Source organism: Bradyrhizobium sp. BR 10289 (genome assembly GCF_019455385.1).
Lineage (GTDB): Bacteria > Pseudomonadota > Alphaproteobacteria > Rhizobiales > Xanthobacteraceae > Bradyrhizobium.
The window spans coordinates 15326-38407 of record NZ_JACOFR010000027.1 but is presented as its reverse complement, the minus strand read 5'-3'; the positions used below and the strand labels follow the sequence as shown (position 1 = coordinate 38407).

General features: G+C 65.5%; 22 protein-coding genes. 9 read left to right on the top strand and 13 right to left on the bottom strand.

What is annotated here, in order from left to right; genetic code table 11:
* Window positions 1-11: 11 nt before the first annotated feature.
* The gene (locus HYH08_RS31365; RefSeq protein ID WP_220013698.1) at window positions 12-695 is read left to right on the top strand and encodes a response regulator; all 684 of its coding nucleotides are present in this window, start codon (window positions 12-14) and stop codon (window positions 693-695) included.
* Window positions 692-2602, top strand: a complete 1911-nt coding sequence (locus HYH08_RS31360) for a sensor histidine kinase (RefSeq protein ID WP_220013697.1) — start codon at window positions 692-694, stop codon at window positions 2600-2602. Before HYH08_RS31365 ends, HYH08_RS31360 begins: the two co-directional genes overlap by 4 nt.
* A 134-nt stretch (window positions 2603-2736) precedes the next feature.
* On the opposite strand, the gene HYH08_RS31355 is transcribed toward HYH08_RS31360, so the two are convergent.
* A complete protein-coding gene (locus tag HYH08_RS31355) occupies window positions 2737-3027 on the bottom strand; it encodes a hypothetical protein (protein WP_220013696.1) in 291 nt (96 codons plus the stop codon).
* Between the two features lie 240 nt (window positions 3028-3267).
* Here HYH08_RS31355 and HYH08_RS31350 point away from each other — a divergent pair, with 240 nt between their 5' ends.
* Complete coding sequence (locus tag HYH08_RS31350) at window positions 3268-3492, top strand: cysteine rich repeat-containing protein (protein WP_220013695.1); 225 nt, start codon at window positions 3268-3270, stop codon at window positions 3490-3492.
* Window positions 3493-3782: 290 nt separating this feature from the next.
* Here HYH08_RS31350 and HYH08_RS31345 read toward each other — a convergent pair whose 3' ends face one another.
* From HYH08_RS31345 to HYH08_RS31330, 4 genes are all read right to left on the bottom strand, one after another.
* Window positions 3783-4469, bottom strand: a complete 687-nt coding sequence (locus tag HYH08_RS31345) for a hypothetical protein (protein WP_220013694.1) — start codon at window positions 4467-4469, stop codon at window positions 3783-3785.
* Window positions 4470-4559: 90 nt separating this feature from the next.
* Window positions 4560-5285, bottom strand: a complete 726-nt coding sequence (locus tag HYH08_RS31340) for a hypothetical protein (protein ID WP_220013693.1) — start codon at window positions 5283-5285, stop codon at window positions 4560-4562.
* A 148-nt stretch (window positions 5286-5433) separates the two neighbouring features.
* Entirely contained in the window at window positions 5434-5682 is a 249-nt protein-coding gene (locus HYH08_RS31335; RefSeq protein ID WP_220013692.1) for a hypothetical protein, read from the bottom strand.
* A 236-nt stretch (window positions 5683-5918) separates the two neighbouring features.
* Window positions 5919-6884: an NAD(P)H-dependent flavin oxidoreductase gene (locus tag HYH08_RS31330; RefSeq protein ID WP_220013691.1), complete on the bottom strand. Its 966-nt coding sequence runs from the start codon at window positions 6882-6884 to the stop codon at window positions 5919-5921.
* A gap of 108 nt (window positions 6885-6992) precedes the next feature.
* Between HYH08_RS31330 and HYH08_RS31325 the strand changes: the two genes are divergently transcribed.
* On the top strand, window positions 6993-8555 hold the full coding sequence (locus HYH08_RS31325; protein ID WP_220013690.1) for an AMP-binding protein: 1563 nt from the start codon (window positions 6993-6995) through the stop codon (window positions 8553-8555).
* 285 nt (window positions 8556-8840) lie between these two features.
* Here the strand turns inward: HYH08_RS31325 and HYH08_RS31320 are convergent, their stop codons facing one another.
* On the bottom strand, window positions 8841-9761 hold the full coding sequence (locus HYH08_RS31320) for a DMT family transporter (RefSeq protein ID WP_220013689.1): 921 nt from the start codon (window positions 9759-9761) through the stop codon (window positions 8841-8843).
* Between the two features lie 96 nt (window positions 9762-9857).
* Here HYH08_RS31320 and HYH08_RS31315 point away from each other — a divergent pair, with 96 nt between their 5' ends.
* Window positions 9858-10631: an AraC family transcriptional regulator gene (locus tag HYH08_RS31315; protein WP_228748199.1), complete on the top strand. Its 774-nt coding sequence runs from the start codon at window positions 9858-9860 to the stop codon at window positions 10629-10631.
* Window positions 10632-10729: 98 nt separating this feature from the next.
* On the opposite strand, the gene HYH08_RS31310 is transcribed toward HYH08_RS31315, so the two are convergent.
* The 7 genes from HYH08_RS31310 to HYH08_RS31280 form a co-directional block, all read right to left on the bottom strand.
* The gene (locus tag HYH08_RS31310; RefSeq protein ID WP_220013688.1) at window positions 10730-11503 is read right to left on the bottom strand and encodes a thioesterase family protein; all 774 of its coding nucleotides are present in this window, start codon (window positions 11501-11503) and stop codon (window positions 10730-10732) included.
* Between the two features lie 149 nt (window positions 11504-11652).
* A complete protein-coding gene (locus tag HYH08_RS31305) occupies window positions 11653-12621 on the bottom strand; it encodes an NAD(P)H-dependent flavin oxidoreductase (RefSeq protein ID WP_220013687.1) in 969 nt (322 codons plus the stop codon).
* Between the two features lie 240 nt (window positions 12622-12861).
* Window positions 12862-14262: an aspartate ammonia-lyase gene (locus HYH08_RS31300; protein ID WP_220013686.1), complete on the bottom strand. Its 1401-nt coding sequence runs from the start codon at window positions 14260-14262 to the stop codon at window positions 12862-12864.
* A gap of 36 nt (window positions 14263-14298) precedes the next feature.
* Window positions 14299-14838, bottom strand: coding sequence for a hypothetical protein (locus HYH08_RS31295; RefSeq protein WP_220013685.1), 540 nt, complete (start codon window positions 14836-14838; stop codon window positions 14299-14301).
* A 46-nt stretch (window positions 14839-14884) separates the two neighbouring features.
* A complete protein-coding gene (locus tag HYH08_RS31290) occupies window positions 14885-15487 on the bottom strand; it encodes a YqaA family protein (RefSeq protein ID WP_220013684.1) in 603 nt (200 codons plus the stop codon).
* A gap of 46 nt (window positions 15488-15533) precedes the next feature.
* Entirely contained in the window at window positions 15534-15938 is a 405-nt protein-coding gene (hisE, locus tag HYH08_RS31285) for a phosphoribosyl-ATP diphosphatase (RefSeq protein ID WP_220013683.1), read from the bottom strand.
* Between the two features lie 117 nt (window positions 15939-16055).
* The gene (locus HYH08_RS31280) at window positions 16056-16424 is read right to left on the bottom strand and encodes a hypothetical protein (protein WP_220013682.1); all 369 of its coding nucleotides are present in this window, start codon (window positions 16422-16424) and stop codon (window positions 16056-16058) included.
* Window positions 16425-16651: 227 nt separating this feature from the next.
* On the opposite strand from HYH08_RS31280, the gene HYH08_RS31275 reads away from it, so the two are divergent.
* From HYH08_RS31275 to HYH08_RS31260, 4 genes are all read left to right on the top strand, one after another.
* Window positions 16652-17680, top strand: a complete 1029-nt coding sequence (locus tag HYH08_RS31275) for an ABC transporter substrate-binding protein (RefSeq protein WP_220013681.1) — start codon at window positions 16652-16654, stop codon at window positions 17678-17680.
* An 85-nt stretch (window positions 17681-17765) separates the two neighbouring features.
* Window positions 17766-19562 (top strand): glucan ABC transporter ATP-binding protein/ permease, encoded by a 1797-nt coding sequence (locus HYH08_RS31270; protein WP_220013680.1) that lies wholly within the window; start codon window positions 17766-17768, stop codon window positions 19560-19562.
* A gap of 177 nt (window positions 19563-19739) precedes the next feature.
* Entirely contained in the window at window positions 19740-21197 is a 1458-nt protein-coding gene (locus tag HYH08_RS31265; protein ID WP_220013679.1) for a D-alanyl-D-alanine carboxypeptidase family protein, read from the top strand.
* Between the two features lie 191 nt (window positions 21198-21388).
* Entirely contained in the window at window positions 21389-23074 is a 1686-nt protein-coding gene (locus HYH08_RS31260) for a long-chain fatty acid--CoA ligase (RefSeq protein ID WP_220013678.1), read from the top strand.
* Window positions 23075-23082: the final 8 nt, after the last annotated feature.

Sequence of the window (23082 nt, the reverse complement as noted above, 5' to 3'; positions counted from 1 at the left end):
GGACCAAGATCATGAGCGAACAGGGCGAGACGGGTGAAGCCATCACCATCCTCCTCGTCGAGGACGACGCACCGACCTGCTGGCGGCTCCAGGATGCGCTGGTCAAGGCCGGCTACGAGGTGCGCAGCGCGGGCACGCTCGGCGAGGCGCGTCAGGCCCTGAACGATGGCGCGCCGCGCGTGCTGCTCACCGATCTCAGGCTCCCCGACGGCCATGGCATCGAGCTGATCCGCGAGATGAGGCAACGCTTTCCGGACACCGAGATCATGGTGATCTCGGCACTCGGCGACGAAGAGAGCGTGATCTCGGCGATCACGGTCGGCGCCACCGGCTATCTGCTCAAGGACGCCTTCCCGACCGACATCGCCACCACCGTGCGCGACCTTGTCGCCGGCCATTCGCCGATCTCGGCCTCGATCGCCCGCTTCATCGTGCGCAGGACGCAAGGGGCCGCACAGAGTTCGGCAGAGCCGCCGCCGGGACCTGCGCTCAACACCGCAAAGCTCACCCCGCGCGAGATCGACATCCTCTGGGGCATCGCCAAAGGCTTCAGCTATGCCGAGATCGCGAGCCATCTCGGCCTCTCCAAGCAGACCGTGCCGGGCCACATCAAGAACATCTATCGCAAGCTCGAGGTGCACACGCGCAGCGAAGCGGTATTCGAGGCGGTGCAGCAGGGCCTGATCAAGCTGTGAGCGAGATCGCAGCGAAGGCACCCGCACGCCCGCGACGCCGGCTGATCGTGTCACGCCTCGTGCCCTATCTGCTGCTTCAGGCGCTGATCGTGATCGCCACCATCCTCGGGCTGCGGCTGCTTCAGCCCGCCGACCCCGATGATTTTGCGCTGAGCGGATTTTCCCTGCGCGAAGACGGGGTGACGCGCCCGGTGACGCTGCCGCATTTCACCTCGTCGCGCTATTCGCTGACCGATCCACCGCTCTATACCGGCACCTTCACGTTCCGAAGCCGCGATGCGGCATCGGGATGGTCGGTTTACCTGCCGCGCTTCAGCAACGCAGCCGAGGTCGCGGTCAACGGCATCGTGGTGCTCGACACCCGCCGCGACGCCAACGCCAACCGGCCCGACCGCAACACGCCGCAGATCGCACTCATCCCCGCCTCGCTGCTGCGTGACGGCAGCAACGAGATCACGGTGCGGCTGTTCGTGTGGGGCCCGCTGAAAGGCTTTCTCGACACCGTCTATGTCGGGCCGGATGCCGCCTTGCGTCCGTGCTATGAGACGCGCACGCTGCTGTTCGTCACGCTGCCGGTGGCGTTCTCCGCCTGGCAGTCGATCCTCGCCGTCATCCTCGCGATCATGTGGCTGATGCGGCGGCGCGAGCCGGTTTACGGCGTGCTGGCGGTGGCGATGGTGCTCGGCGTCGTGCAGGCGTTCTCGCCGCCGCCGGTCCCGCCGGCCACCGTGTCGCGCCTTGCCGCGGTGCTGCTCGCATCGGCGCCGATCGAAAGCGCGCTGATCGTCGTGTTCGGCGTGCTGTTCTTCGGCTGGCGCTGGCCACGCTACGGCATGCTGCTGTTCGTGCCGGGACTCGTCGTATTCGTGGTGGGGCTGATCGCCGGCCCGCCGCTGCCGCGTGTCCTGTTCGTTCTGATCGGCATTCCCACCGTCGGACTCTGCCTGTTCCTGATGGCCTGCGTGACCGCGGCCGCGGTGGTACGGCGGCAGGACGCGGCAAGCTTCATGATCGGCTGCGCGGTGACCATCGTGCTGACCTGCTGGGTCCACGACATGCTGGCCGCATTCGAGATCATGACCAATGAGCGCATCTTCGTCTCGCGCCTGTCCTATTCGGCCATGCTGGTCGCGATCGGCGCCGGCCTGACCTGGCGCTTCGCCCGCGCGCTGAACCAGGTCGACAGCTTTGCCGGGCAATTGGTGGCGCGCGTGCGCGAAGCCGAAGAGCGGCTGAAGGCGAGCTTCGTCCGCGAGCAGGAGCGCGCGCGGGCCGCCGCGCTCGCCAATGAACGCACGCGGCTGATGCGCGATCTGCATGACGGCCTCGGCGGCCAGCTCGTCAGCATCGTCGCCCTCTCCGAGCGCGGCCATGAGGGCGCGACCATCACGGACGCCGCCCGCGCGGCGCTGAAGGACCTCCGCCTCGTCATCGATTCCATGGACGATATCGGCGGCGATCTGATGCTTGCGCTCGGTTCCTGGCGCGAGCGCGCGGCGATGCAATTGCGGCCGCACGACATCGCGCTCGACTGGCGCGTGGCGACGCCGCAGGGCCTGCCGCTGCATCCTGAGCTCAGGCCATGGCACGTGGTCCAGATCGTGCGCATCCTCGATGAGGCCGTGACCAATGCGGTCAAGCACGCGCAGGCGCGCAACATCGCGGTCACCATCGCGACGCTCGATGACGGTCAGGGGCCATATGGCGTGATCAGCATTGCGGACGACGGCAAGGGATTTGCGCTCGTCGGTGAGGGCACGAGCCAGACTGCGCGCGGCTTGCGCAATATGAGAAGCCGCGCCGCGCGTTGCGGGGCCGCGTTCGAGCTGAGCTCGGATTCCTCAGGCACATTCGTGCGGCTGCAATTGCCGCAGGTGTTTCCCGACAGCGACGCGGCCACGGGCTGAAAAGCCCCCTCCCCGAACGTGTGGGACGCGCGGAGAGAGGGAACGGGCCGGATGATCTCATGCGGAGGACGGGGGGTTCGTCCGCAGGCTCCTTGGCCCGAAACAATGCAATCAACTCAATCGAACGAGAACCGTCAGCGCACACCGACGCGGTTGACCGGACCGCCGCGATTCATCGGCGTGCCCGCGCGCACGCCGACGCCGGGCGCACCAACGCCCGGGGTCGCGACCGCAGCCGCCGCGACCGGCGCTCCGGGCGCAACCACGACTGCTGCCGTCGGCCGCACCACGCAGCCCTTGGGCACGCCGACCGTCTTACAATAAACCACCGCCTGCGCCGGGCTCGTGCCCAGCGACACCATCGCCGCACCCGCCAGCACCATGATCGTCAGCCCGGCGCTCAGCGCTCCCGCTTTTTTCGACATCTTGCTCTCCTGCTTCCCGTTCGGCGTCCCGGTGCAATCACCGGCTTTCGCAGCCGACGTGCAGCTGTGATGGCAAAAGACGGCGGGCGGATACATGCCATGAAGATGGGGGGTGCAGCGGCGGGACGAGCGAGCCGATGCCGATGCCATGAACATGGCATGGACCGGCAGGGGGCCGCACGAGATGGTCGGCTCGCTCGATCCCACACGGGACCACCGACATTCCCAAAGAGGTGCTTTATGAAGATTTCGGTTCTTGCCGCGCTGCTGCTCGCCGCCACCGCCCTGCCCGCCGCTGCGCAATCCGGTCCGACATTGCAGGAGCAGATGGCCTGCCGCGGCGACGCCAGCAAATTCTGCGCCGAGCATGCCGGCAAGCCGCCGCAGATGAACGCCTGCCTGCGCGAGAACAAGTCGAAACTCTCGGACGCCTGCCGGAAGGTGGTGGAGTCGCACGGGGGTTGAGCAGGCTGTCATTCCGGGGCGCGCCAACGGCGCGAACCCGGATCCATTGCGCACGGTCGCTGCGGATAGATGGATTCCGGGTCTGCGTGCTGCGCACGCATCCCGGAATGACGAGACCTGTCGAAAAGCACAGTTGTTGCAGGCGCTCCGCTGCACAGGTTTCGGCGCGGAGTGCTCTTACACCATCGTCGGTCGGCGCCGGCTCAGCCGGATGCGGTTTGGCAACAGACTGTCGTCCGATCCACATCGCAAGGTGCTGGGAGCGCGCAACGGCGATCTCGAGCTAAACCCTAGTCATCATCAGGGCCAAACAGCCTGATTTGCGGGAAGCCACCGCGCGGCCGGCCTGCATAATCGCGCGCCTCGGAATCTTCGCGGACGCTCCGTGCGACGTCGTCCCAATCGGTGCGATCGCGCATGCCGCGTGGGTCGCGGGAGTCGTAGCGGTGGCGCTCGGCCCAGCGTTCGCGGCGCTCGATCCGGCGCCGTTCGGATGCGGTACGCTTCACGTCGGAATCCCTTGCCTTGGCATAGGCGTTATCGGGCGATGAAGACGGCGCTGTCGACGCTTGCTGCTCGGCGGGCTTTGCTTGTTGCGGCGGCGATGCGGAAGTCGGCTTGGGCGGCTCAACGGCGGCCGCCTGCGTCGGCTGCGGTGCTGGCGGCTCAGCCTTCGCCTGATTGGTCTGAGCGTCCGGCTTTGTGTCTGGCTTGGCGTCCTCGCGCGCCTGCGCGGGCGCGGCAACGACCGTGCCGAAGGCTTGCGAGCCGGTGAGATATTGCACGCGCTCCGACGGCGCGTTGGTCTGGGCGGGTGCGCTGGCCTCCGCGCGCTGCGCCAATTTGCTGGTGTCCGGGCCCTGCTTGGACGCGACCGGATTCATGATGTTGCCGGCAACGATGCCGCCGCCGAGACCAATGGCAATGGCCGCGACGATGGTTCCGGCACCGACGAAATAGGCTGTCGAGGCGCGCATTGATCCACTCCCTCTTTTGGGGCGGGCAACGCCTGGAGATTGCCGGATGTTCCTGGTAACGGCGGTTCCCTGAAGGGGAAACCGCGCGCGTCAAATCTGCTGCGCGACCTTCTCGAGCCCGATCAGGCGAGCGAGCTTGCGCACTTCTTCCTTCTGATCGTCGCGCAGCTGGAACAGCAGCGGCATCGCGGCCGATTTCAGCTGCTGCACCTCGTCGCAATTCGGATCGATCTGTGCGCTGGGCGGCGCGTTCGGATTCGACAGCTTGTTCGCCTGGATCCTGCGGGCGACGTTGCGCAGCGCGGTCTCGACCGAAGGCCAGTAATATTCCTGCGACGACGACAGCTTCAGGCGATCCTTGATGCCGGAGATCTGAACGTCGGAGAGCAGCGAATAGGATTTCTGCGGCTGCGGCTTGGCGACGACCTTTGGCTTGGCCGGGACTTCGACAGCGGGAACATCCGCCGCGGCGGGCGCCTCATGCGCGCCCGGCGATGAACCCGCTTTGGGCATCGGGAAATCGGAGGGCGTGGCGGCGGCGAAAGCCTGGCGCAGCGGCTCGGTCATCACCGGCGCCTGCGAGAGCTTGTCGGCGGGCACCTGCACGGGATCGATCGCGGCCGAGGCCAACGCCAGCGTCGGAACCAGGCGGTCGGCCTTGGCGGCGCGGTTGGTGGCGAGCGGCTTTGCCGGGGGGGCTTCGCTGATCATCTCGGCGCTGACGCTGGGCACGCTGTCACGGCCGAGAATGGCGGTGGTAGCGGCACCGAGGACGAGGAAACAGGTCAGAACGACGATGGTGATGGCTTTGGACAAACGTCTCTCCGCGCCCGGCTTCAAGTCCAAATCTGACTTCAAGTTCAAGTGATCAGTGCCCGGAAACTGGGCGGTAAATAAGGCTTAACCGTGCCATTGCGGCGGCATTCGCGCGGACTGCAGCGACACGCCAAGAACCGCAATGAAATCAGGCCGCTACGGCCAGATCGTAGGCGTCCTGGATGTCGGCGACGATCTCGGAAGCCTCCCAGACCGCACGGGGCTCGACCGATTGCAGCGTCACCGTCCAGTTGCCGCCCCGACGGGTGCGGGGGACGCTGACGATGTCGAAGCGCACGTTGCGGCACAGCGGGTGGCGGGCCAGCGCATGGGCCACGCGGACGCGGATTTCGTCCAGCGACGCTGCTGTCTTGGCATTGAGAAAATCGAAGTTCATCGCCTGTCCCTCTCGTCCTGATTGGCGGCCGTGAGAGGGATTCTGGGCGAGCGATGGTTAATCTGCCGTTAAGTGGGCGGGACCGGAGCCATGCGGGATTAACTGTGCTGTATTTCCTTCCTCGCCCCGTTCTTACGGGGAGAGGGTCGGGGTGAGGGGCTGTCTCCGCCATCGCGGTGACAGCTGCCCTCGCGGAGACTCCCCTCACCCGCCGCGCGCGGGTGAGGCGAAGGCTGCTATCGCCCTGCCGCCTCGCGGTACTCCGCGACCGTTCGTGCAACGAGGTCGTCCACCGCCAGTACATCGGTCACGCCCGATGTCGCGTGCCCGCCGCTCCAGATATCGCGCCAACGTTTCGGCCGGCTATCCCGCGCGCCCACGTCGATATCTCTCGCGATATCGATCGCGCCGCGCGCCGGGAGATCGTCGGGATCGAGACCGGCGGCGACAATGGACGGCCTCAGCATATTGGTCTGAAGCCCCGTAAAGGCGGTGGTCAGCAGGATGTCGTCGGCGCTGCTCTCGACCAGCATCCGCTTGTAGCGGTCATCCGCCATGCTCTCGCGCGTCGCGATGAACTTCGTGCCCATATAGCCGAGATCGCAGCCAAGCACTTCGGCAGCACGCAGCGCGCGGCCATCGCTGATGCCGCCCGCGAGCACGATGATGCCGTCGTAGAATGCGCGCACCGCGCGGACGAAGGCGAACGGGTTGAGCCAGCCGGTCTGCCCGCCCGCGCCCGCGGTGAGCAGCACGAGCCCGTCGGCGCCAGCTTCGGCGGCGCGCTCGGCGTGGCGGATGGAGGCAACGTCCGCCAGCACCAGCGCACCGGCATCATGCAGCGGCTTCAGCACCTGCGCCGGCGAGCCGACAGAGGTGATGATGATCTCCGGTCTGTGCCGCAGCAGCACGGCGAGATCCTGCTCGAGCCGCACATTGGAGCGGTGCACGATCAGGTTCGGACAGAGCGGCGCGGCCTTGCGGCCTGATTGATCCTCATGCTGCGAGAGCCGCTTTTCGATCTCGCTGAACCATTGATCGAGCTGGTCCGTGCTGCGGCAATTCGCGGTGGGGAAGCTGCCGATCACGCCGCTCCGGCAGGCCGCGACCATGAGCTCGACGCCCGAGACCAGAAACATCGGCGCGGCGATCAGCGGCAGCGCGAGACGATCACGGAAACTTTGCATTCGATCTGTCGTCACGCATGCCTCCTTGCGCGGGCTTTGTCGTTCCATCCCGGATTCTCTGTGCTAGCGTTGAGCGCAATCATTGGCACGCGAGAAGCCAAGCACAAAGCAACGAGGAAACATATGTCGGATCCGCTCCACGCATCGTCCCCGACTTGTGCGCAGACGCTACGGGCACTGTCGCGCTATCCCGGCCGCACTGCTTTCGCCTGGCCCGGCGGGTCGCTGAGCTATCAGGGCACCATCGACCTGATCGGACGCATCCAGGGCGTGTTCATGCGGCTCGGCTTGCAGCCGGGCGCGCGCGTCGCCTTCCTCACTGCCAATCGCGCCGACACCTGGTGCGCCGGCATCGCCGCGCAATTGTCGCGTCTCTGCGTCACCTGGCTACATCCGCTGGGATCGCAGGCCGACCAGCTCTTCCAGCTCGAGGATTCCGACGCAGACATGCTGGTGGTCGACGCCGCCGCCTTCCGCGATCGCGGCGGCGAGCTCGCGGCAAAGGCGCCGTGGCTCAAGGCGGTCTTCACCATGGGACCGGCCGACTATGGCGTCGACCTCCTGCAGGCGATCGAGATCGAAGGCCATGCCAGCCCGCTGTGCCTTGCCGGCCCCGACGATCTCGCCACGCTGAACTACACCGGCGGCACGACCGGCAAATCCAAGGGCGCGCTGCGCTATCACCGCGAAAATGCCGGAGCTGCCGCCGCGATCCTCGCCGACTTCGAGATTCCGGACGCGGCGCGCTATCTCACGGTCGCCCCGATCAGCCATGTCGCCGGCACCAAGGTGCTGCCGACCCTGATGCGCGGCGGCACCGTGCACATGCTCAAGGGTTTTGATCCCGAGGCCGTGCTGGCCACGATCGCGCGCGAGCGCATAAACTTCACGCTGTTCGTGCCGACCATGATCTACGTGCTGCTCGATCATCCCGCGCTCGGCAAAACCGACCTGTCCTCGCTCGAGCTCGTGCTCTACGGGGCGTCGGCGATGTCGCCGAGCCGGCTGGTCGAGGGCATCGAGCGCATCGGCCCGGTGTTCTCGCAGCTCTACGGCCAGACCGAATGCTATCCGGTCTCCGTGCTGCGCAAGAAAGATCACGATCCCAAAACGCCCGAGCTGTTCCTGTCCTGCGGCTTCCCGATCGCGGCCTGCGAGGTCAGGATCCTCGACGACAACGACCAGGAGGTGAAGACGGGCGAGGCCGGCGAGATCTGCGTGCGCGCGCCGCATGTGATGGCGGAGTACTGGAAGCGGCCCGATATCACCGCCGAGACGCTGAAGAATGGCTGGGTCCACACCGGCGACATCGCGCGCCGGGACGAGCGCGGCTACATGTTCATCCTCGATCGCAAGAAGGACATGATCGTCACCGGCGGCTTCAACATTTTTCCGCGCGAGGTCGAGGACGTGCTGTCGCAACACGCAGATGTCGCGATGGTGGCGGTCGTCGGTATTCCCGACGAGAAATGGGGCGAGGCCGTCACCGCCATCATCGTGCCGCGCGAGGGCGCAAGGCCGGATCCGCAGGAGCTGATCAACATGGTGCGGACCCGAAAGGGTTCGGCGCATGCGCCCAAGCAGATCCAGTTCGTCAAGCAATTGCCGATGACCGGCGTCGGCAAGGTCGACAAGAAGGTGCTGCGCGCGAGCTTCTGGAGCGGGCGGGACCGGATGGTGGGGTAAATACCCGGAATTCTACGGGGCCATTGTGGCTCCGGCACCACAACGCCACGTGGAGTGCACGTCCGCGCCGCCCGCGCGATTGCCCGCGAATCAGGGAATCACCTAGACCGCTGATGGGGCTGGGAAGCGGAGTGTGAAATGAGAGTCGCTTCCCTGGAAAGTGCAGTCGCCGCGATCACCTTGATCACGGCCATCATCGTGGTGCTGTGGGAGATCAAGATCTTCTACGGATTGTGAACTGGCAGGATGGCAAGCATCCCTTCCGCGGCGGCGGAAGCTTGCCGTTCAATCACCCAGCGCCGGCACAGCCGGGGCCGACATCCACAGTGGCCGACGAAACAGCGCAGCGCAGGCGACACCAGCAAGCGCGACGCCCCCGCCGATGATGTGGAAGGCGCGGACGGGTTCGCCGAGCAGCGCAATGGCGCCGAGCGCGGCGAGCACAGGCAGCAAGTTCATGAAGATCGCACAGCGGTTGGGACCGAGGACCTGCACACCGCGAATCCACAAGAACGGAAGCAGGATCGAGGCAAGACCTCCAGCATAGGCGATCAGCGGCAGCGTCTCCCTGTTCAGCGCGCGCATCGGAGCGGGCGTCGCGAGGAACGCCGGAAACATGATCGCGAGCGCGCACAGCGCCTGCATGTAGGTCGATTGCCAGCCCGCGACCGGCAGGTCCCAACGCTTCAGCAGCACGCCATAGAGCGCATAGACCAACGCGGCGACGAACATCAGGAGATCCCCGGGACGGACGCCGCCCCGCAGCAGTGCGGCCGGATCGCCGCCGCTGACGAGATACACGAGGCCGGCGAGCGACAGCATGCCGCCGCCGACCAGTCCGACGGTCGGCGTCTCTCGAAGCAGCACCGCGCTCAGCAGCACTGTGAGCAGCGGCGTCAACGCCGTGAACACCGCCATGTTGGTCGCGCTGGTGGTCTCGGCGGCAAGATATGACAAGCTCTGGAACAGGCACATCGCAAGGAAGCCGAGCACCGCGAACTGTCCGAAATACCGCCAGATCACCGTCCGGTTACGCCAGGCCGGCGCGGCGACGAACAGGCTCATGCATCCGGTCGCGAGCAGCAGGCGATAGAACGTGATCGCCTCGGGCCCGATGGTGTGGGCGGACAACCGCGAGACGATCACGTTGCCCGCCCACAGCACAATCGCGAAGAACGGATAAAGGAAGGCGGCCTTGTTGGTCATGGCTTCAACTCTTGAATTCAACCGTTGAGGCCAGGCGTAATGCTTTCGCCAGCGTCCGTATCGCTCTAGAATGACCGGGACTGTCGAGATCGAGACATGCTGGACGAGCTCACCACACGACATCTTGCGTTCCATGCCACGAGGCGCGCGCTGACTGCGATGGAGGTGGACTATCCCGATGGGGCCTCCACCGGCGTGCACGCGCATCCGACCGCACAGCTGCTCTACGCCATCGAAGGCGTCATGGTGGTGCGTTCGGCAGCGGGCACGTGGATCGTGCCGCCGAACCGGGCGGTATGGCTCGCGCCCGGTCTCGACCATGAGACGGTCATGTCGGGGCGGGTGCGGATCCGCACCGTCTTCGTCGAGCCCAACGCCGCAGCGCATCTGCCGGAGAAGAACTGCGTCATCGCGGTGTCGCCGCTACTGCGCGAGCTGGTCGTTGCGGCAACGCGCATTCCCGTCGACTATGACGAGGCCGGCCGCGACGGACGGTTGATGCGGCTGCTGCTCGACGAACTGCGCGTCTCGGACGTATTGCCGCTGCATCTGCCATTTCCGGAAGACACCAGGCTTCGAACGATCTGCTCAGCCATCGCCGACAACCCATCGGACAATTCGACCGTCGAGCATTGGGCTGGGCGCGTCGGGGTTACCGCCAAGACAATTCATCGCCTATTCGCGAGACAGACCGGGATGAGTTTCGCGCAATGGCGGCAGCAGGCGCGCCTCGTGCATGCGCTGCGTCGCATCGCCTCCGGCGAGAAGATCATCGACGTCGCCTTCGATTGCGGCTACGCAAGCCAAAGCGCATTTGCCGCAATGTTCCGCCGGCACTTTGGCGTGCCGCCATCGATGTTTTATCGTTGAGGCGGTGACGGTGCGCAGGCGCCGAGCCCGCGAGCGCTCACGGCGCATCAGGTGTCATCGCCTGGCTCACCCCGGCAAATCAGGTGTTCCAGAGTGCCTCACCGCTTCTCGATCACCAGGCTCTGCACCGCGCGGCCGAAATAACCCTGCCTGTCGGCGAGGCGCGACATTGCGAGGCCGGTGCCGTCGGCGCCGATCCAGGATTCACCGTCGAGCAGGATCCACTCACCCACCGGCTGGCGCGCGAAACTGACCGTGAGGTCGGCGTTGATGTAGGTCCAGGCGCGGAAGTCGAGCGTCGAGGCGGTGCCGTTGGAGAAATCGGCGGCGACAACGGCGCGCATGGCCTGCGAGACCGCCTCGCCTTCGATCAGGGGGTGGTCGACGCGAAACCAGATTGCGCCGGCGCCGGCCCGGCCGAAGCGCCCCCGCGCGGCGCGCATCGACACTGAGCGCACGAACGGACTGGTGGCGGCGTGACCGTCCTCAACCAGCGAATCCTCAGGCGAGGGCAGCGTGACCGGCAGTTCCTTGACGTCATCCGGCAGGGTCTGCGCCTGAGCCTTGATCTTGAGCACGGTGGCACCGACGACCTGCACGCCGTCGGCGAGCAGCCTGATCTCGCAAAGCTGGATCTTGCGGCCCTCGCGCAGCACCTCGGACTCGATCGCGAGCGGCGCCACCGGCACCGGTCGCATCAGGTCGATGGTGACGCGCGCGATGTTCATCGGCACGGACGTCGGAATGCGTTCGGCCGCCCACGTCACCAGCGAGGCCGGGGCCGAGCCGTGCTGCATGCGCCGGTCCCAGGGACCGGCGGCATCAGCACTGGTGACAACGCTGTTGCCGTCGACGCGGTAGATCGCGGTCATGCTTGTCTAATATCTCGGCTTGCGTTCCCCGGACGCCGCGCAGCGCGCAAGCGGTGCGCTGCAGAGCCGGGGTCCATTTGTTGCAACAATGGGTCCCGGCTCTGCGCAGCAGCGTTGCACGCTGCAGCGCGTCCGGGATACGAAAGCGGTTAGAGCGGCGGATCGATCGCCTCGTCGTATTCCTTCTCGAAGCGCGCGATCAACTCGGCGGCTGGGACGACCTTGTCGATGCTGCCGATGCCCTGGCCCGAGCCCCAGATTTCCTTCCAGGCCTTCGGCTTGGCGCGCTCGCCGGAAGCGTCGGTGCCGAAATTCATCTTGGAGGGATCGGAGGTCGGCAGATTGTCGGGATCCATGCCGGCGGCGAGGATCGAGGGCTTGAGATAGTTGCCGTGCACGCCGGTGAAGAGATTGGAATAGACGATGTCGTCGGCGCTCGAGCCCGCGATCATCTCCTTGTACTTCTCGACCGCGTTGGCTTCCTTGGTCGCAATGAAGGCGGAGCCGATATAGGCGAAGTCGGCACCGAGGATGCGCGCGGCGCGGATTGCCTTGCCGTTGCCGATGGCGCCCGACAGCGCGATCGGGCCGTCGAACCACTTCCGCGTCTCGGCGACGAAGGCGAGCGGCGAGATCGTGCCGGCATGGCCGCCGGCGCCGGCCGCCACCAGGATCAGGCCGTCGGCGCCCTTCTCGATCGCCTTGTGGGCGAACTTCTGATTGATCACGTCGTGGAAGACGATGCCGCCCCAGCTGTGAACCGCCTGGTTCAGCTCCTCGCGCGCGCCGAGCGAGGAGATGATCATCGGCACCTTGTACTTGGCGCAGAGCTGCATGTCGTGATCGAGCCGGTTGTTCGACTTGTGCACGATCTGGTTGACCGCGAACGGCGCCGACGGCCGCTCCGGATGCGCGCGGTCATAGGCCGCGAGCTCTTCGGTGATCCGCGCCAGCCATTCGTCGAGCAGCTCCGGCGGCCGCGCGTTCAGCGCGGGAAACGAGCCGACCACACCCGCCTTGCACTGCGCGATCACGAGATCGGGCACCGAGATGATGAAGAGCGGCGAGCCGATCACCGGGATCGACAGGCGCCCTTTGAACAAGGCAGGCATGGACATTGCGGAACGATCCTTTGCTAACGGCGCATGAGAGATTGGAACCATACCAACAAGGCAATCTTTCCACTGTCAAGTATTGCGTTTTGGCGCCGGGCGGATGCCGTTACCGCAATTCCAATGCGCGGAATTCGTCCTCTCGTCATTCCGGGGCAACGCGCAGCGGCGAACCCGGAATCCATCGGGCGTCAGCGCCCGCGGCAAAATGGATTCCGGGTTCGCGCTTCGCGCCCCGGAATGACATCAAGAAATCAAATCCGGATTGATCAGCCGCTCAAACGAGAACATCTCCTCCCATTTCTCCTGCGTCAGCAGCTTGCGTTCGGTCACCACGATCTGGTGCAGCGACTTGCCGCTCTTGTAGCCCTCGCGCGCGATCTCGGCACATTGCTTGTAGCCCAGCAGCGGTTTCAGCACGGTCACGATGCCGAGCGAGTTCAGCACCATGTTGCGGGTGTGCTCCTCGTTGGCGGTGATGCCGACGACGCAGTTCTCGCGCAGGCTGTTGACCGCGCGCTCCATGGTGCGGATCGAGAAGAACAGCGCGAACGAGATCACCGGCTCCATCACGTTGAGCTGAAGCTGGCCGGCGCTCGCCGCCAGCGTCACCGTGGTGTCGAGCCCGATGACGAGGAAGCTGGTCTGGTTGACGACTTCGGGAATGACGGGATTGACCTTGCCCGGCATGATCGAGGAGCCCGGCTGCAGCTGCGGCAAGTTGATCTCGTTGAAGCCGGCGCGCGGGCCGGACGCCAGCAGACGAATGTCGTTGCAGATCTTTGTCAGCTTGCTCGCGGTGCGCTTGAGAACGCCCGAGAGCTGAACATAAGCGCCGGTGTCGGAGGTCGCCTCGACCAGATCGCCGGCGAGAATGAAGTCAACGCCGGTCAGCGCGCTCAAATGCCGGACCGCAAGCTTGGGATAGCCGACCGCCGCCGTGACGGACGTGCCGATCGCGGTGGCGCCGAGATTGATCTCGCGCAGCAGCGCGCGCGCTTCGGAGATGCGGTCGACCTCCTCGCCGATCGTGGTGCCCCATCCGCGGAATTCGGCGCCGAGCGACATCGGCACGGCGTCCTGAAGATGGGTGCGCCCCATCTTCAGCACGCGGTCGAACTCGCGGCCCTTGGTGAAGAACGCCTCCTGCAACTGGCGCAGCGCGGTCATGTAGCTCTCGAGGCGCAGGATCAGCGCCAGGCGAAACGCGGTCGGATAGGTGTCGTTGGTCGACTGGCCGTAATTGACGTGATCGTTGGGGCTGACCTGCTGATAGTCGCCCTTTTTGAAGCCGAGCGATTCCAGTGCGAGGTTGGCGATCACCTCGTTGGCGTTCATGTTGGTCGAAGTGCCGGCGCCGCCCTGGATGAAGTCGGTGACGAACTGGTCCATCATGTCGCCGGCGATGACGCGGTCGCAGCCGAGGATGATGGCATCCGCCACCTTGGCGTCGATCGCACCGAGATCGCGGTTGGCCATCGCGGCGGCCTTCTTCACGTAACCGAGCGCCTTCACGAAGTAAGGCTCCTGGTTCATCGGAATGCCGGTGATGTGGAAATTCTCCTTCCCCCGGATGGTCTGGACGCCGTAATAGATGTCGTCGGCGATCTCACGCTGTCCGAGGAAGTCCTGCTCGTAGCGGCTCATGGGCGCTCCTTGTTGCATGCGCGCAGGTCATCCATGTCAGTTCTGACACAGCGCGCTGGTCACGAAAGTGTCGGTCCGGCAGTCGTCGGGCTTGCGTTGCCGGCCCGGAATCAAAACCTTGACCGAGCATTTCTCGGCGGAGTCGGCGTTCAGGCTCTTGCCTTCCTTGTAGCCCTTGCTCACGCAGAGCTGGTCGGCGGCCTGCTTGCAATCGGGCGCGCCGTTGGACGAGACCGGGCAGGCCACACGCCCCGACACCATGGTGGCGGGCTTGGCCAGCCGCGACAGGTCGTTCATGGTTTCGCTGGGGCTTTTGATCGGCGGCAGGATCGAGGGCAGCTTGTCGAACAGCTTGCCCATTTCGTTGATCAGCCCGGGATTTTCCTCGCGCGCAGGCGCGCCGGAGGGAGCGGGCGTCGAGGACGGCGGCGGCGCCTGCGGCCCTTGCTCCTGCAAGCCGAGCGTAGGCGGCGCGGATTGCGGCCATCCGGCCCCGCCGGCACCGAGCAGGAGCAGCAGCACTGCTGACGTCAGCGTCCCGAGCCGTGCGGCCGGATTGCCGGATCGAACCATCATGACGGCAACCGTAGCCGAAGCCGACGCAGCGGCAAAGCGCCGCGGCTTAAATGAGTTTGACGGCGACCACGAAGCCCAGCACCAGCACCGCGGCACCGACCCCCACCACGAGGCCGAGATGCTTCTCGATCTTGACCCGGATCCAGTCGCCGTAACGATTAAGGAGGATCGCAACGATGAAGAAACGACCTCCGCGCGCAACGATCGAGCACAGGATGAACAGGATGAGATTGTAGCCGGCAAAGCCCGACGTGATGGTGACGAGCTTGTAGGGGATCGGCGTCAACCCCTTCAGCAGGATGATCACCGCGCCCCACTCGGCATAGGAGGCGCGGAAGGCATCGACCTTGTCGCCGAGGCCATAGACCTGGATCAGCCAGTGACCGACCGAGTCGAACAGCAGCGCGCCGATGGCGTAGCCGAGCAGGCCGCCTACCACCGAGGTGATGGTACAGACCAATGCGTAGAGCCAGGCGCGCTGCGGGCGCGCCAGCGACATCGGGATCAGCATCACGTCCGGCGGGACCGGAAAGAAGGAGCTTTCTGCGAAAGCCACGGCACCCATGATCCAGAGCGCGTAGGGCTTGTGGGCGGCGTCGATGCACCAGTCGTAGATACGTTTCAGCATGGCGCCGCGATGAAGCACCATGGGACGGATTTGTCCATCGTGAGTTTTTGAGCGTTTTGTGACTGTTCTAGTGGCGCTTGCGCGCGGCGCGGCCTTCGAGCGCGACAATTGGCCGCCGCGTGGCGACGCGTGGTGACGCAACTTTGGGCAGCTTCATCGTCGATTTCGGCAGCTTCTCGGCGATGCCGAGCATGTCCTCACGCCGTGCCATCTCGCGCCAGACGTCCTCGGGACGCACGCCGGCCGAGGCCCAGAGCACGGTGAGATTATAAAGCAGGTCGGCGCTTTCCCGGATCACCGCCTGGCTGTCGCCGTTGACCGCGTCGATGACGACCTCGATGGCTTCTTCAGCCAGCTTTTTCGCCATTTTGGAGGGCCCGCGCTGAAACAGCCGGGCGGTGCGCGATGTTGCCGGATCAAGGTCTCTGGCCGCGAGCACAGCCAGATATAGCCGCTCAAGCGAATCACTCATGGTACTCAAAACTACTCTAAACCAATGGCGAGCGCGTTAACGCGTGACAGTAAAAGCAAAAACCGGCCATCGCGGCAAGCGCGACAGCCGGTTATGGTCAAGACCTGCTGGCCGAAGCTAGTAGCAGTTGGTCATGTAGCCCTGGCCGCAGGCTGCAGACGGGCTGTCTCCGCCATAACGCTGATACTGATAGTTCGGGCCCGGACCGTAATACGGGCCGTGACCATAATAGGCCGGGCCGCTGTAATAGGCGGGGCCGCCATAATAGGGACCGTCGTCATAGGCATAGGCGTCACGGGTCGCTGCGATCGCAAGGCCGGTGCCGACGATGCCGGCAAACGCCGCCGCAGCCGCCGCGCCACCGCCGCCATGCCAGTGGCGGCCACCTGCGTATGACGCGGTCGGAGCGGCCGCGGTCAGTGCCAGCACCGCGGCGGTAGCGATAACGGCCTTGCGGCCGGCAAATCCTGAAAATCTGTCAAACATGTCCTGGACCCTCCTTGGGACCTCGAATGGTGCCTGACGACAGGCTCATGTCTCTCAAACACCCGCATCCCATGTTGGGTTCCCGAACCCCAACAGAAGCTGAACGGGGTTGCGTGATCATGCCGCAACCACCGCTCATCCGCCGTTCATCTTGGCGCGCGCACGCTTCCCGCCGGCCGGCGCTGCGCGCGTCACGAAACCACAACAAGGCGGGACCGGCGCGACTGATGTCAGGATTCACGACGATTGCCCTTCGCCTCCTGCTGGCCGCTTCCATCGCGCTCACCGCGCGCGATGCCGCGGCGGCCGAGACCACCGCAATCCACTTCACCTTCGACCGCCCGATCGATGCGAGCATGGCGCCGTTCTTTCTTGCTGCGAAGGACGGCAGCCTCAGTGCCGAGCGTCTCAACGTCTCCTTCAACAGCGCGGCCGGATCACCGGAAGCGCTTGCGCGCGTCGCCAAAGGCGACAGCGAGCTTGCGCTGGTCGACATCAACGAGCTCATTCGTTTTCGCGACAAGGACGATGCGGCCCCGATCAAGGCGGTGTTCGTGCTGTTCAACCGCGCGCCCTACGCGATCGTCGCGCGCCGGAGCCGCGGCATCCACCTGCTGCCCGATCTTGACGGCAAGACCATCGGCGTCGCCGACAGCGACCTGTCGATGCGGTTGTGGCCGGCGCTGGCGGAGCAGAACGGCATCGACACATCGCACCTGAAATTCAACAAGATTAGCGCCGCCGTGCGCGAGCCGATCCTGTCGGCCGGTCAGGTCGATGCCGTCGCAGGCTTCAGCTATCTCTCCGCGGTGAACTTGCGCGACCGCGGCGTGCCCGGCGGCGATCTCGTGGTGCTGCGCTATGCCGACTATGGCTGCGAAGCCTATGGCTTTGCCGTGGTCGCCAACCCCGCCTTCGCCGTGGCCAAGCCGGATGCAGTGAAGGGCTTCGTCCGCGCCCTGATCGCCGGTATCAACGCGACGGTCAAGGACCCCGCGCGCGCGGCCGACGAGGCCACGAGCCGCATGGAGGATGGCGACCGCGACCTCGAGCGGGAGCGCCTGCGCACCGTGCTTGCCGACAACATTCTGACCGACGAAGTCAAACGCAATGGCCTCGGCGGCATCGAGCCCGCGCGTCTGGAGCGCGCGATCGACCAGATCGCGCAGGACTACAAATTTCGCAAGCGGCCGGCGGCCGCCGACATTTTCGACGACGGGTTCCTGCCGCCGGTCGGAAGCCGGCTGATCAACTGAGCAAAACCGCAAGCTTCTGCTGTATCTCGCCGGCAATCCCTGCTTAGAATACTGGCCCCATCAGCCGCCCGAGTTCGTCGCCCGCATGTCCATCCTCCGTCTCTACACCCGCGTTCTCGAGCTGCTCGGCAAGGAAGCGCGGCTCGGCTGGCTGCTCGCGGTCGCCAACCTGCTGCTGGCGGCCTCGCAGTTCGCCGAACCCGTGCTGTTCGGCCGGATCGTCGACGTGCTCTCGGGCAAGACGGTGGCCGGCTCGAATTCGGCTTGGCCGTTCCTGGCTGCCTGGGTGGCGTTCGGGCTGTTCACCATCGCCTGCAGCGCGCTGGTGGCGCTGCAAGCCGACCGGCTCTCGCATCGGCAGCGCCAGGCGGTGCTGACCAGCTATTTCGAGCACATCCTGCAGCTGCCGCTGACCTTCCACTCCGGCACCCATTCGGGCCGGCTGATGAAGGTGATGCTCAACGGCACCGATGCGCTGTGGCGGCTCTGGCTCGGTTTCTTCCGCGAGCATTTTGCCGCGATCCTCTCGGTCGTGGTGCTGCTGCCGCTGTCGCTCTACCTGAACTGGCGACTGGCGATCCTGCTGTTCGTGCTCTGCGTCGTCTTCACGGCGCTCACGACCTTCGTCGTGCGCAAGACGTTCGGCATGCAGATGGCGGTCGAGGAGCACTATAGCGAGCTCTCGGCGCGCGCCTCCGATGCGCTCGGCAATGTCGCGCTGGTGCAGAGTTTCGTCCGCGTCGAATCCGAGGTGAAGGGACTGCGCTCCGTCGCCGACGAGCTGCTAGCCGCACAGATGCCGGTGCTGTCCTGGTGGGCGCTCGTCACCGTGATCACGCGCGCCTCGACCACCATCACGGTGCTCGCGATCTTCACGCTCGGCATCGCGCTGCACGACCAGGGGCTGACCTCGGTCGGCGAGATCGTGATGTTCGTGAGCTTTGCGACGCTGCTGATTCAGAAGCTCGAGCAGGTCGTGAGCTTCATCAACAACGTGTTCATGGAGGCCCCGCGCCTGCGGGAATTCTTCAACGTGCTCGACGCGGTGCCCGCCGTGCACGACCGTCCCGACGCCATCGACGCCGGACGGCTTTCCGGTCTCGTCGAGTTCAACGACGTCACCTTCTCCTATGACGGCAAGCGGCCGGCGATCGAGGACCTCTCCTTCACTGCGCTGCCCGGCCAGACCATCGCGCTGGTCGGCCCGACCGGCGCCGGCAAGTCGACCGCGATCGCGCTCCTGCATCGCGCCTTCGACCCGCAATCCGGCTTGATCAAGATCGACGGCATGGACGTGCGCGGCGTGACGCTGACGTCGCTGCGCAGAAACATCGGCGTGGTGTTCCAGGAAGCGCTGCTGTTCAACCGCTCGATCGAGGAGAACCTTCGCGTCGGCAAGCCGGATGCGACCGAAGCCGAGATGCGCAAGGCCGCCGAGCGTGCGCAGGCGCTCGACTTCATCGAGCGCAGCGGCGGCTTTTCGACCAATGCCGGCGAGCGCGGCCGCATGCTCTCCGGCGGCGAGCGCCAGCGGCTCTCGATCGCCCGCGCGCTGCTCAAGGACCCGCCGATCCTGATCCTGGACGAGGCAACCTCCGCGCTCGACGCTGTCACCGAGACCAAGGTGAATGCCGCTCTCGACGAAGTGATGAAGGGCCGGACCACGTTCGTGATCGCCCACCGTCTCTCCACCATCCGCAATGCCACGCGGATCCTGGTATTCGAGAATGGCCGCGTGATCGAAAGCGGAACTTTCGATGAACTCGTGGCCAAGGGCGGCCATTTTGCCGAGCTGGCCAAGGCCCAGTTCATGGTTCAGGAGAACGCACGGGCCAGTGTGACGGCGGCCGAGGCTGCCGCGACAGCGGTCAAGTCCCCGTAACATCGTCGAAATTCGGCCCACTTCCTTGCGGAATACGCAACGGAAGCCCCTATTCTCGACGCACGAGCCGGTATAGGTTTGCGACGCCGCAAGCGGCGGCGCTGGATTTCAGAACCCGAACATCAGATCACGAGAGCCGACCGTATCAGGCGGGTCTCCAAGGACCGGAATCGGATAGTGCACGCCCTTCGCCCGCTGCTTCGCAAATCCCTGTTCAACATTTTCGCTGCATCGCTGGCATGCGCCGCGCTGCTCGCGCCGCGCGCGGCAAGCGCCGAAGCGCTGCTGCTGATCGAAGCCGACAGCGGCAAGGTGTTGCAGGCGGAGAACGCGACCATCCCGTGGTACCCGGCCTCGGTCACCAAGATCATGACCGCCTATGTGACGCTGAAGGCGGTGAAGGACGGCAAGCTCACGCTCGACACGCTGCTGACGGTGTCGCCGACAGCGGCCTCGCAATCGCCGTCGAAGATGGGGTTCCGTCCGGGAACGCAGCTCACCGTCGACAACGCGCTGAAGATGATGATGGTCAAGTCGGCGAACGACATGGCCGTGGTGCTCGCCGAAGGCGTCGGCGGTTCGATCGACGGCTTCTCGGCGATGATGAACGACACCGCGCAGCGGCTCGGGATGACGCAGACGAGCTACGTCAATCCGAACGGACTGCCCGCCGACGGCCAGATCACCTCGGCGCGCGATCTCGGCATTCTCGCCCGCTCGTTCCTGCGCGACCTGCCGGAATACGAATACTTCGTGCACATCCCGGCGATCCGCTTCGGCAAGCGCGTCACCGGCAATTTCAACAAGCTGATCGGCCGGTATCCCGGCGCCGACGGATTCAAGACCGGCTTCATCTGCGCCTCCGGCTACAATCTCGTGGCGTCCGCGACGCGCAACGGCCGCCGGCTGATCGCCGTCGTGCTCGGCGCCAGCTCCGGCACCGCGCGCGCGGTGAAGGCGGCGCAACTGCTCGAGCGCGGCTTCGCCCAAGACAATCTCACCTGGCTGCGCCCCTCGCTCGGCACCGTCGACAAGCTGGTGCCGGTCGATGCCTCGCCGCCGAATTTGCGCGAGGAGATGTGCGGCGGCCATCGCAAGCGGCCTGCCAGCGACGATGACGATGCGCTGATCGCCACCAATGGTGGCACCGCCGGATCGACCTCCGCCACCGGCGGCGAAGCCCAGGTCACCTTCTTCACCGCCGGCCTGCAGCCGCCGCTGATGAAGGCCTCCGAGCTGATGGCCTCGGCCCCGGCCGCGGCCGAGCCCGTGCTGGTTTATACCGGCCCGACCCGCACCGGCACCGCCCTGATCGCCGCAGTCGCGGCTGACGCCGACCAGCAGGCTACGCCAAAGGCGCGGGGTAAGAAGTCGCGCGTCGCCAAGAAGCCCGACGCTGCGGACAAGCCTGCCGACAAGCCAAAGGATGCCAAGACCGCGGCGGCAAAGCCGGACGCTCCCAAGCCCGACACCAAAACCGACAGCAAGAGCGCGGCGAAGCCGGCCGGGACCAAGCATGCCGCGGCCAAGCCTGACGCAGCGGCGAAGCCGGCCGCAAGCCCGGATCCGGCGGCCAAGCCAGCCAAGCCGAAGGCTGCGACCAAGCCCGCAGCCAAGCCGGCCAACAACAGTTAACGCCCTGCGGGATCCAACACCCGCCCGCGCTTCGCACTTGCGGCAGCGCGGTTTGCGACGATTCCGGTAGCCACTCCCTGACCTTTGTCCTAAGCCTCGACGGCTTGCCACCCGTTCCGGCAGGCTCGATACTGGCCGGCAATGAGGCAAGCCCGAGACACAACGGGCTCAGGTCAATGAGGGGAGTTTCCATGGAGCGCATCTGGCTTAAGCAATATCCGCCCGGCGTGCCGGCCGATATCGAGCCGACGCAATACGCATCGCTGGTCGACCTCCTGGAGGAGAGTTTTGCGAAGTTCGCCGACCGCAAGGCGTTCATCTGCATGGACAAGTCGATCAGCTACCGCGACCTCGACCAGATGTCGCTGGCGCTTGCCGCCTACCTGCAAGGCCGCGGCCTGCAGCGTGGCGCGCGCGTCGCCATCATGATGCCGAACGTGCTGCAATATCCGGTCGCCACCGCCGCGGTGCTGCGCGCCGGCTTTGCGGTCGTCAACGTCAACCCGCTCTACACCCCGCGCGAGCTCGAGCATCAGCTCAAGGATTCCGGCGCGGAAGCCATCATCGTGCTGGAGAACTTTGCCCACACCGTCCAGCAGGTCATCGCGAAGACTGAGGTCAAGCACGTCATCGTCGCCAGCATGGGCGATCTGCTCGGCTTCAAGGGCGTGATCGTCAATCTCGTCGTCCGCCGCGTCAAGAAAATGGTGCCGGCCTTCGCGCTGCCGGGTGCGGTGTCGTTCAACGACGCGCTCGCGGTCGGCCGCGGCATGACCTTCAACAAGCCGAAACTGTCGCCGGGCGACGTCGCCTTCTTGCAATATACCGGCGGCACCACCGGCGTCTCCAAGGGCGCCACCCTGCTCCACCGCAATATCGTCGCCAACGTGTTGCAGAACGATGCCTGGCTGCAGCCGGCGCTCGCTTCGCCGCCGCATGTCGATCAGCTCATGATCGTCTGCGCGCTGCCGCTCTATCACATCTTCGCGCTCACGGCCTGTTACCTGCTCGCGGTGCGCGCCGGCGGCTGCAATCTCCTGATCCCCAATCCGCGCGACATCGCCGGCTTCATCAAGGAGCTGGCAAAGTACCAGGTCAACAGCTTCCCGGCCGTCAATACGCTCTACAACGGGTTGATGCACCATCCCGATTTCAAGAAGCTCGACTTCTCCAAGCTGAAGATCTCGAACGGCGGCGGCATGGCGGTCCAGCGTCCCGTCGCCGATCAATGGAAGGCGATCACCGGCTGCTTCATCGCCGAAGGCTACGGCCTCTCGGAGACTTCGCCAACGCTGACCTGCAATCCGGCAACGGCAACAGAGTTCACGGGTACGATCGGCATCCCCGTGCCCTCGACTTACATCTCGATCCGCGACGATGACGGCAACGAACTCCCGCTCGGCCAGGCCGGCGAGATCTGCGCCAAGGGCCCGCAGGTGATGTCGGGCTACTGGAACAGGCCTGAGGAGACCGCCAAGGTGATGACCGCGGATGGCTATTTCCGCACCGGCGACATCGGCATCATGGACGAGAAGGGTTTTACCAAGATCGTCGACCGCAAGAAGGACATGATCCTGGTCTCCGGCTTCAACGTCTATCCGAACGAGATCGAGGAAGTGATCGTGAGCCATCCCGGCGTGCTCGAATGCGCCGTGATCGGCGTTCCCGACAGCGGATCCGGCGAAGCGGTCAAGGCCTTCGTGGTCAGGAAGGACCCGAGCATGACGGCGGAGGATGTCATCAAATTCTGCCGCAAGCAGCTCACCGGCTACAAGGTGCCCAAGCAGATCGAATTCCGCACCGAGCTGCCGAAGACCAATGTCGGCAAGATCCTGCGCCGCGAGCTGCGCGACGAGACGAAGGCCCAGGCGGCGTAAGGCTGCAT

Bases quoted from the DNA above. Each gene is read 5' to 3' on its own strand.
- HYH08_RS31365 (WP_220013698.1), top strand. From the start codon at position 12: ATGAGCGAACAGGGCGAGACGGGTGAAGCCATCACCATCCTCCTCGTC.
- HYH08_RS31355 (WP_220013696.1), bottom strand. From the start codon at position 3,027: ATGTCGAAAAAAGCGGGAGCGCTGAGCGCCGGGCTGACGATCATGGTG.
- HYH08_RS31350 (WP_220013695.1), top strand. From the start codon at position 3,268: ATGAAGATTTCGGTTCTTGCCGCGCTGCTGCTCGCCGCCACCGCCCTG.
- HYH08_RS31345 (WP_220013694.1), bottom strand. From the start codon at position 4,469: ATGCGCGCCTCGACAGCCTATTTCGTCGGTGCCGGAACCATCGTCGCG.
- HYH08_RS31335 (WP_220013692.1), bottom strand. From the start codon at position 5,682: ATGAACTTCGATTTTCTCAATGCCAAGACAGCAGCGTCGCTGGACGAA.
- HYH08_RS31325 (WP_220013690.1), top strand. From the start codon at position 6,993: ATGTCGGATCCGCTCCACGCATCGTCCCCGACTTGTGCGCAGACGCTA.
- HYH08_RS31320 (WP_220013689.1), bottom strand. From the start codon at position 9,761: ATGACCAACAAGGCCGCCTTCCTTTATCCGTTCTTCGCGATTGTGCTG.
- HYH08_RS31315 (WP_228748199.1), top strand. From the start codon at position 9,858: ATGCTGGACGAGCTCACCACACGACATCTTGCGTTCCATGCCACGAGG.
- HYH08_RS31310 (WP_220013688.1), bottom strand. From the start codon at position 11,503: ATGACCGCGATCTACCGCGTCGACGGCAACAGCGTTGTCACCAGTGCT.
- HYH08_RS31305 (WP_220013687.1), bottom strand. From the start codon at position 12,621: ATGTCCATGCCTGCCTTGTTCAAAGGGCGCCTGTCGATCCCGGTGATC.
- HYH08_RS31300 (WP_220013686.1), bottom strand. From the start codon at position 14,262: ATGAGCCGCTACGAGCAGGACTTCCTCGGACAGCGTGAGATCGCCGAC.
- HYH08_RS31295 (WP_220013685.1), bottom strand. From the start codon at position 14,838: ATGATGGTTCGATCCGGCAATCCGGCCGCACGGCTCGGGACGCTGACG.
- HYH08_RS31290 (WP_220013684.1), bottom strand. From the start codon at position 15,487: ATGGTGCTTCATCGCGGCGCCATGCTGAAACGTATCTACGACTGGTGC.
- hisE (WP_220013683.1), bottom strand. From the start codon at position 15,938: ATGAGTGATTCGCTTGAGCGGCTATATCTGGCTGTGCTCGCGGCCAGA.
- HYH08_RS31280 (WP_220013682.1), bottom strand. From the start codon at position 16,424: ATGTTTGACAGATTTTCAGGATTTGCCGGCCGCAAGGCCGTTATCGCT.
- HYH08_RS31275 (WP_220013681.1), top strand. From the start codon at position 16,652: ATGTCAGGATTCACGACGATTGCCCTTCGCCTCCTGCTGGCCGCTTCC.
- HYH08_RS31270 (WP_220013680.1), top strand. From the start codon at position 17,766: ATGTCCATCCTCCGTCTCTACACCCGCGTTCTCGAGCTGCTCGGCAAG.
- HYH08_RS31260 (WP_220013678.1), top strand. From the start codon at position 21,389: ATGGAGCGCATCTGGCTTAAGCAATATCCGCCCGGCGTGCCGGCCGAT.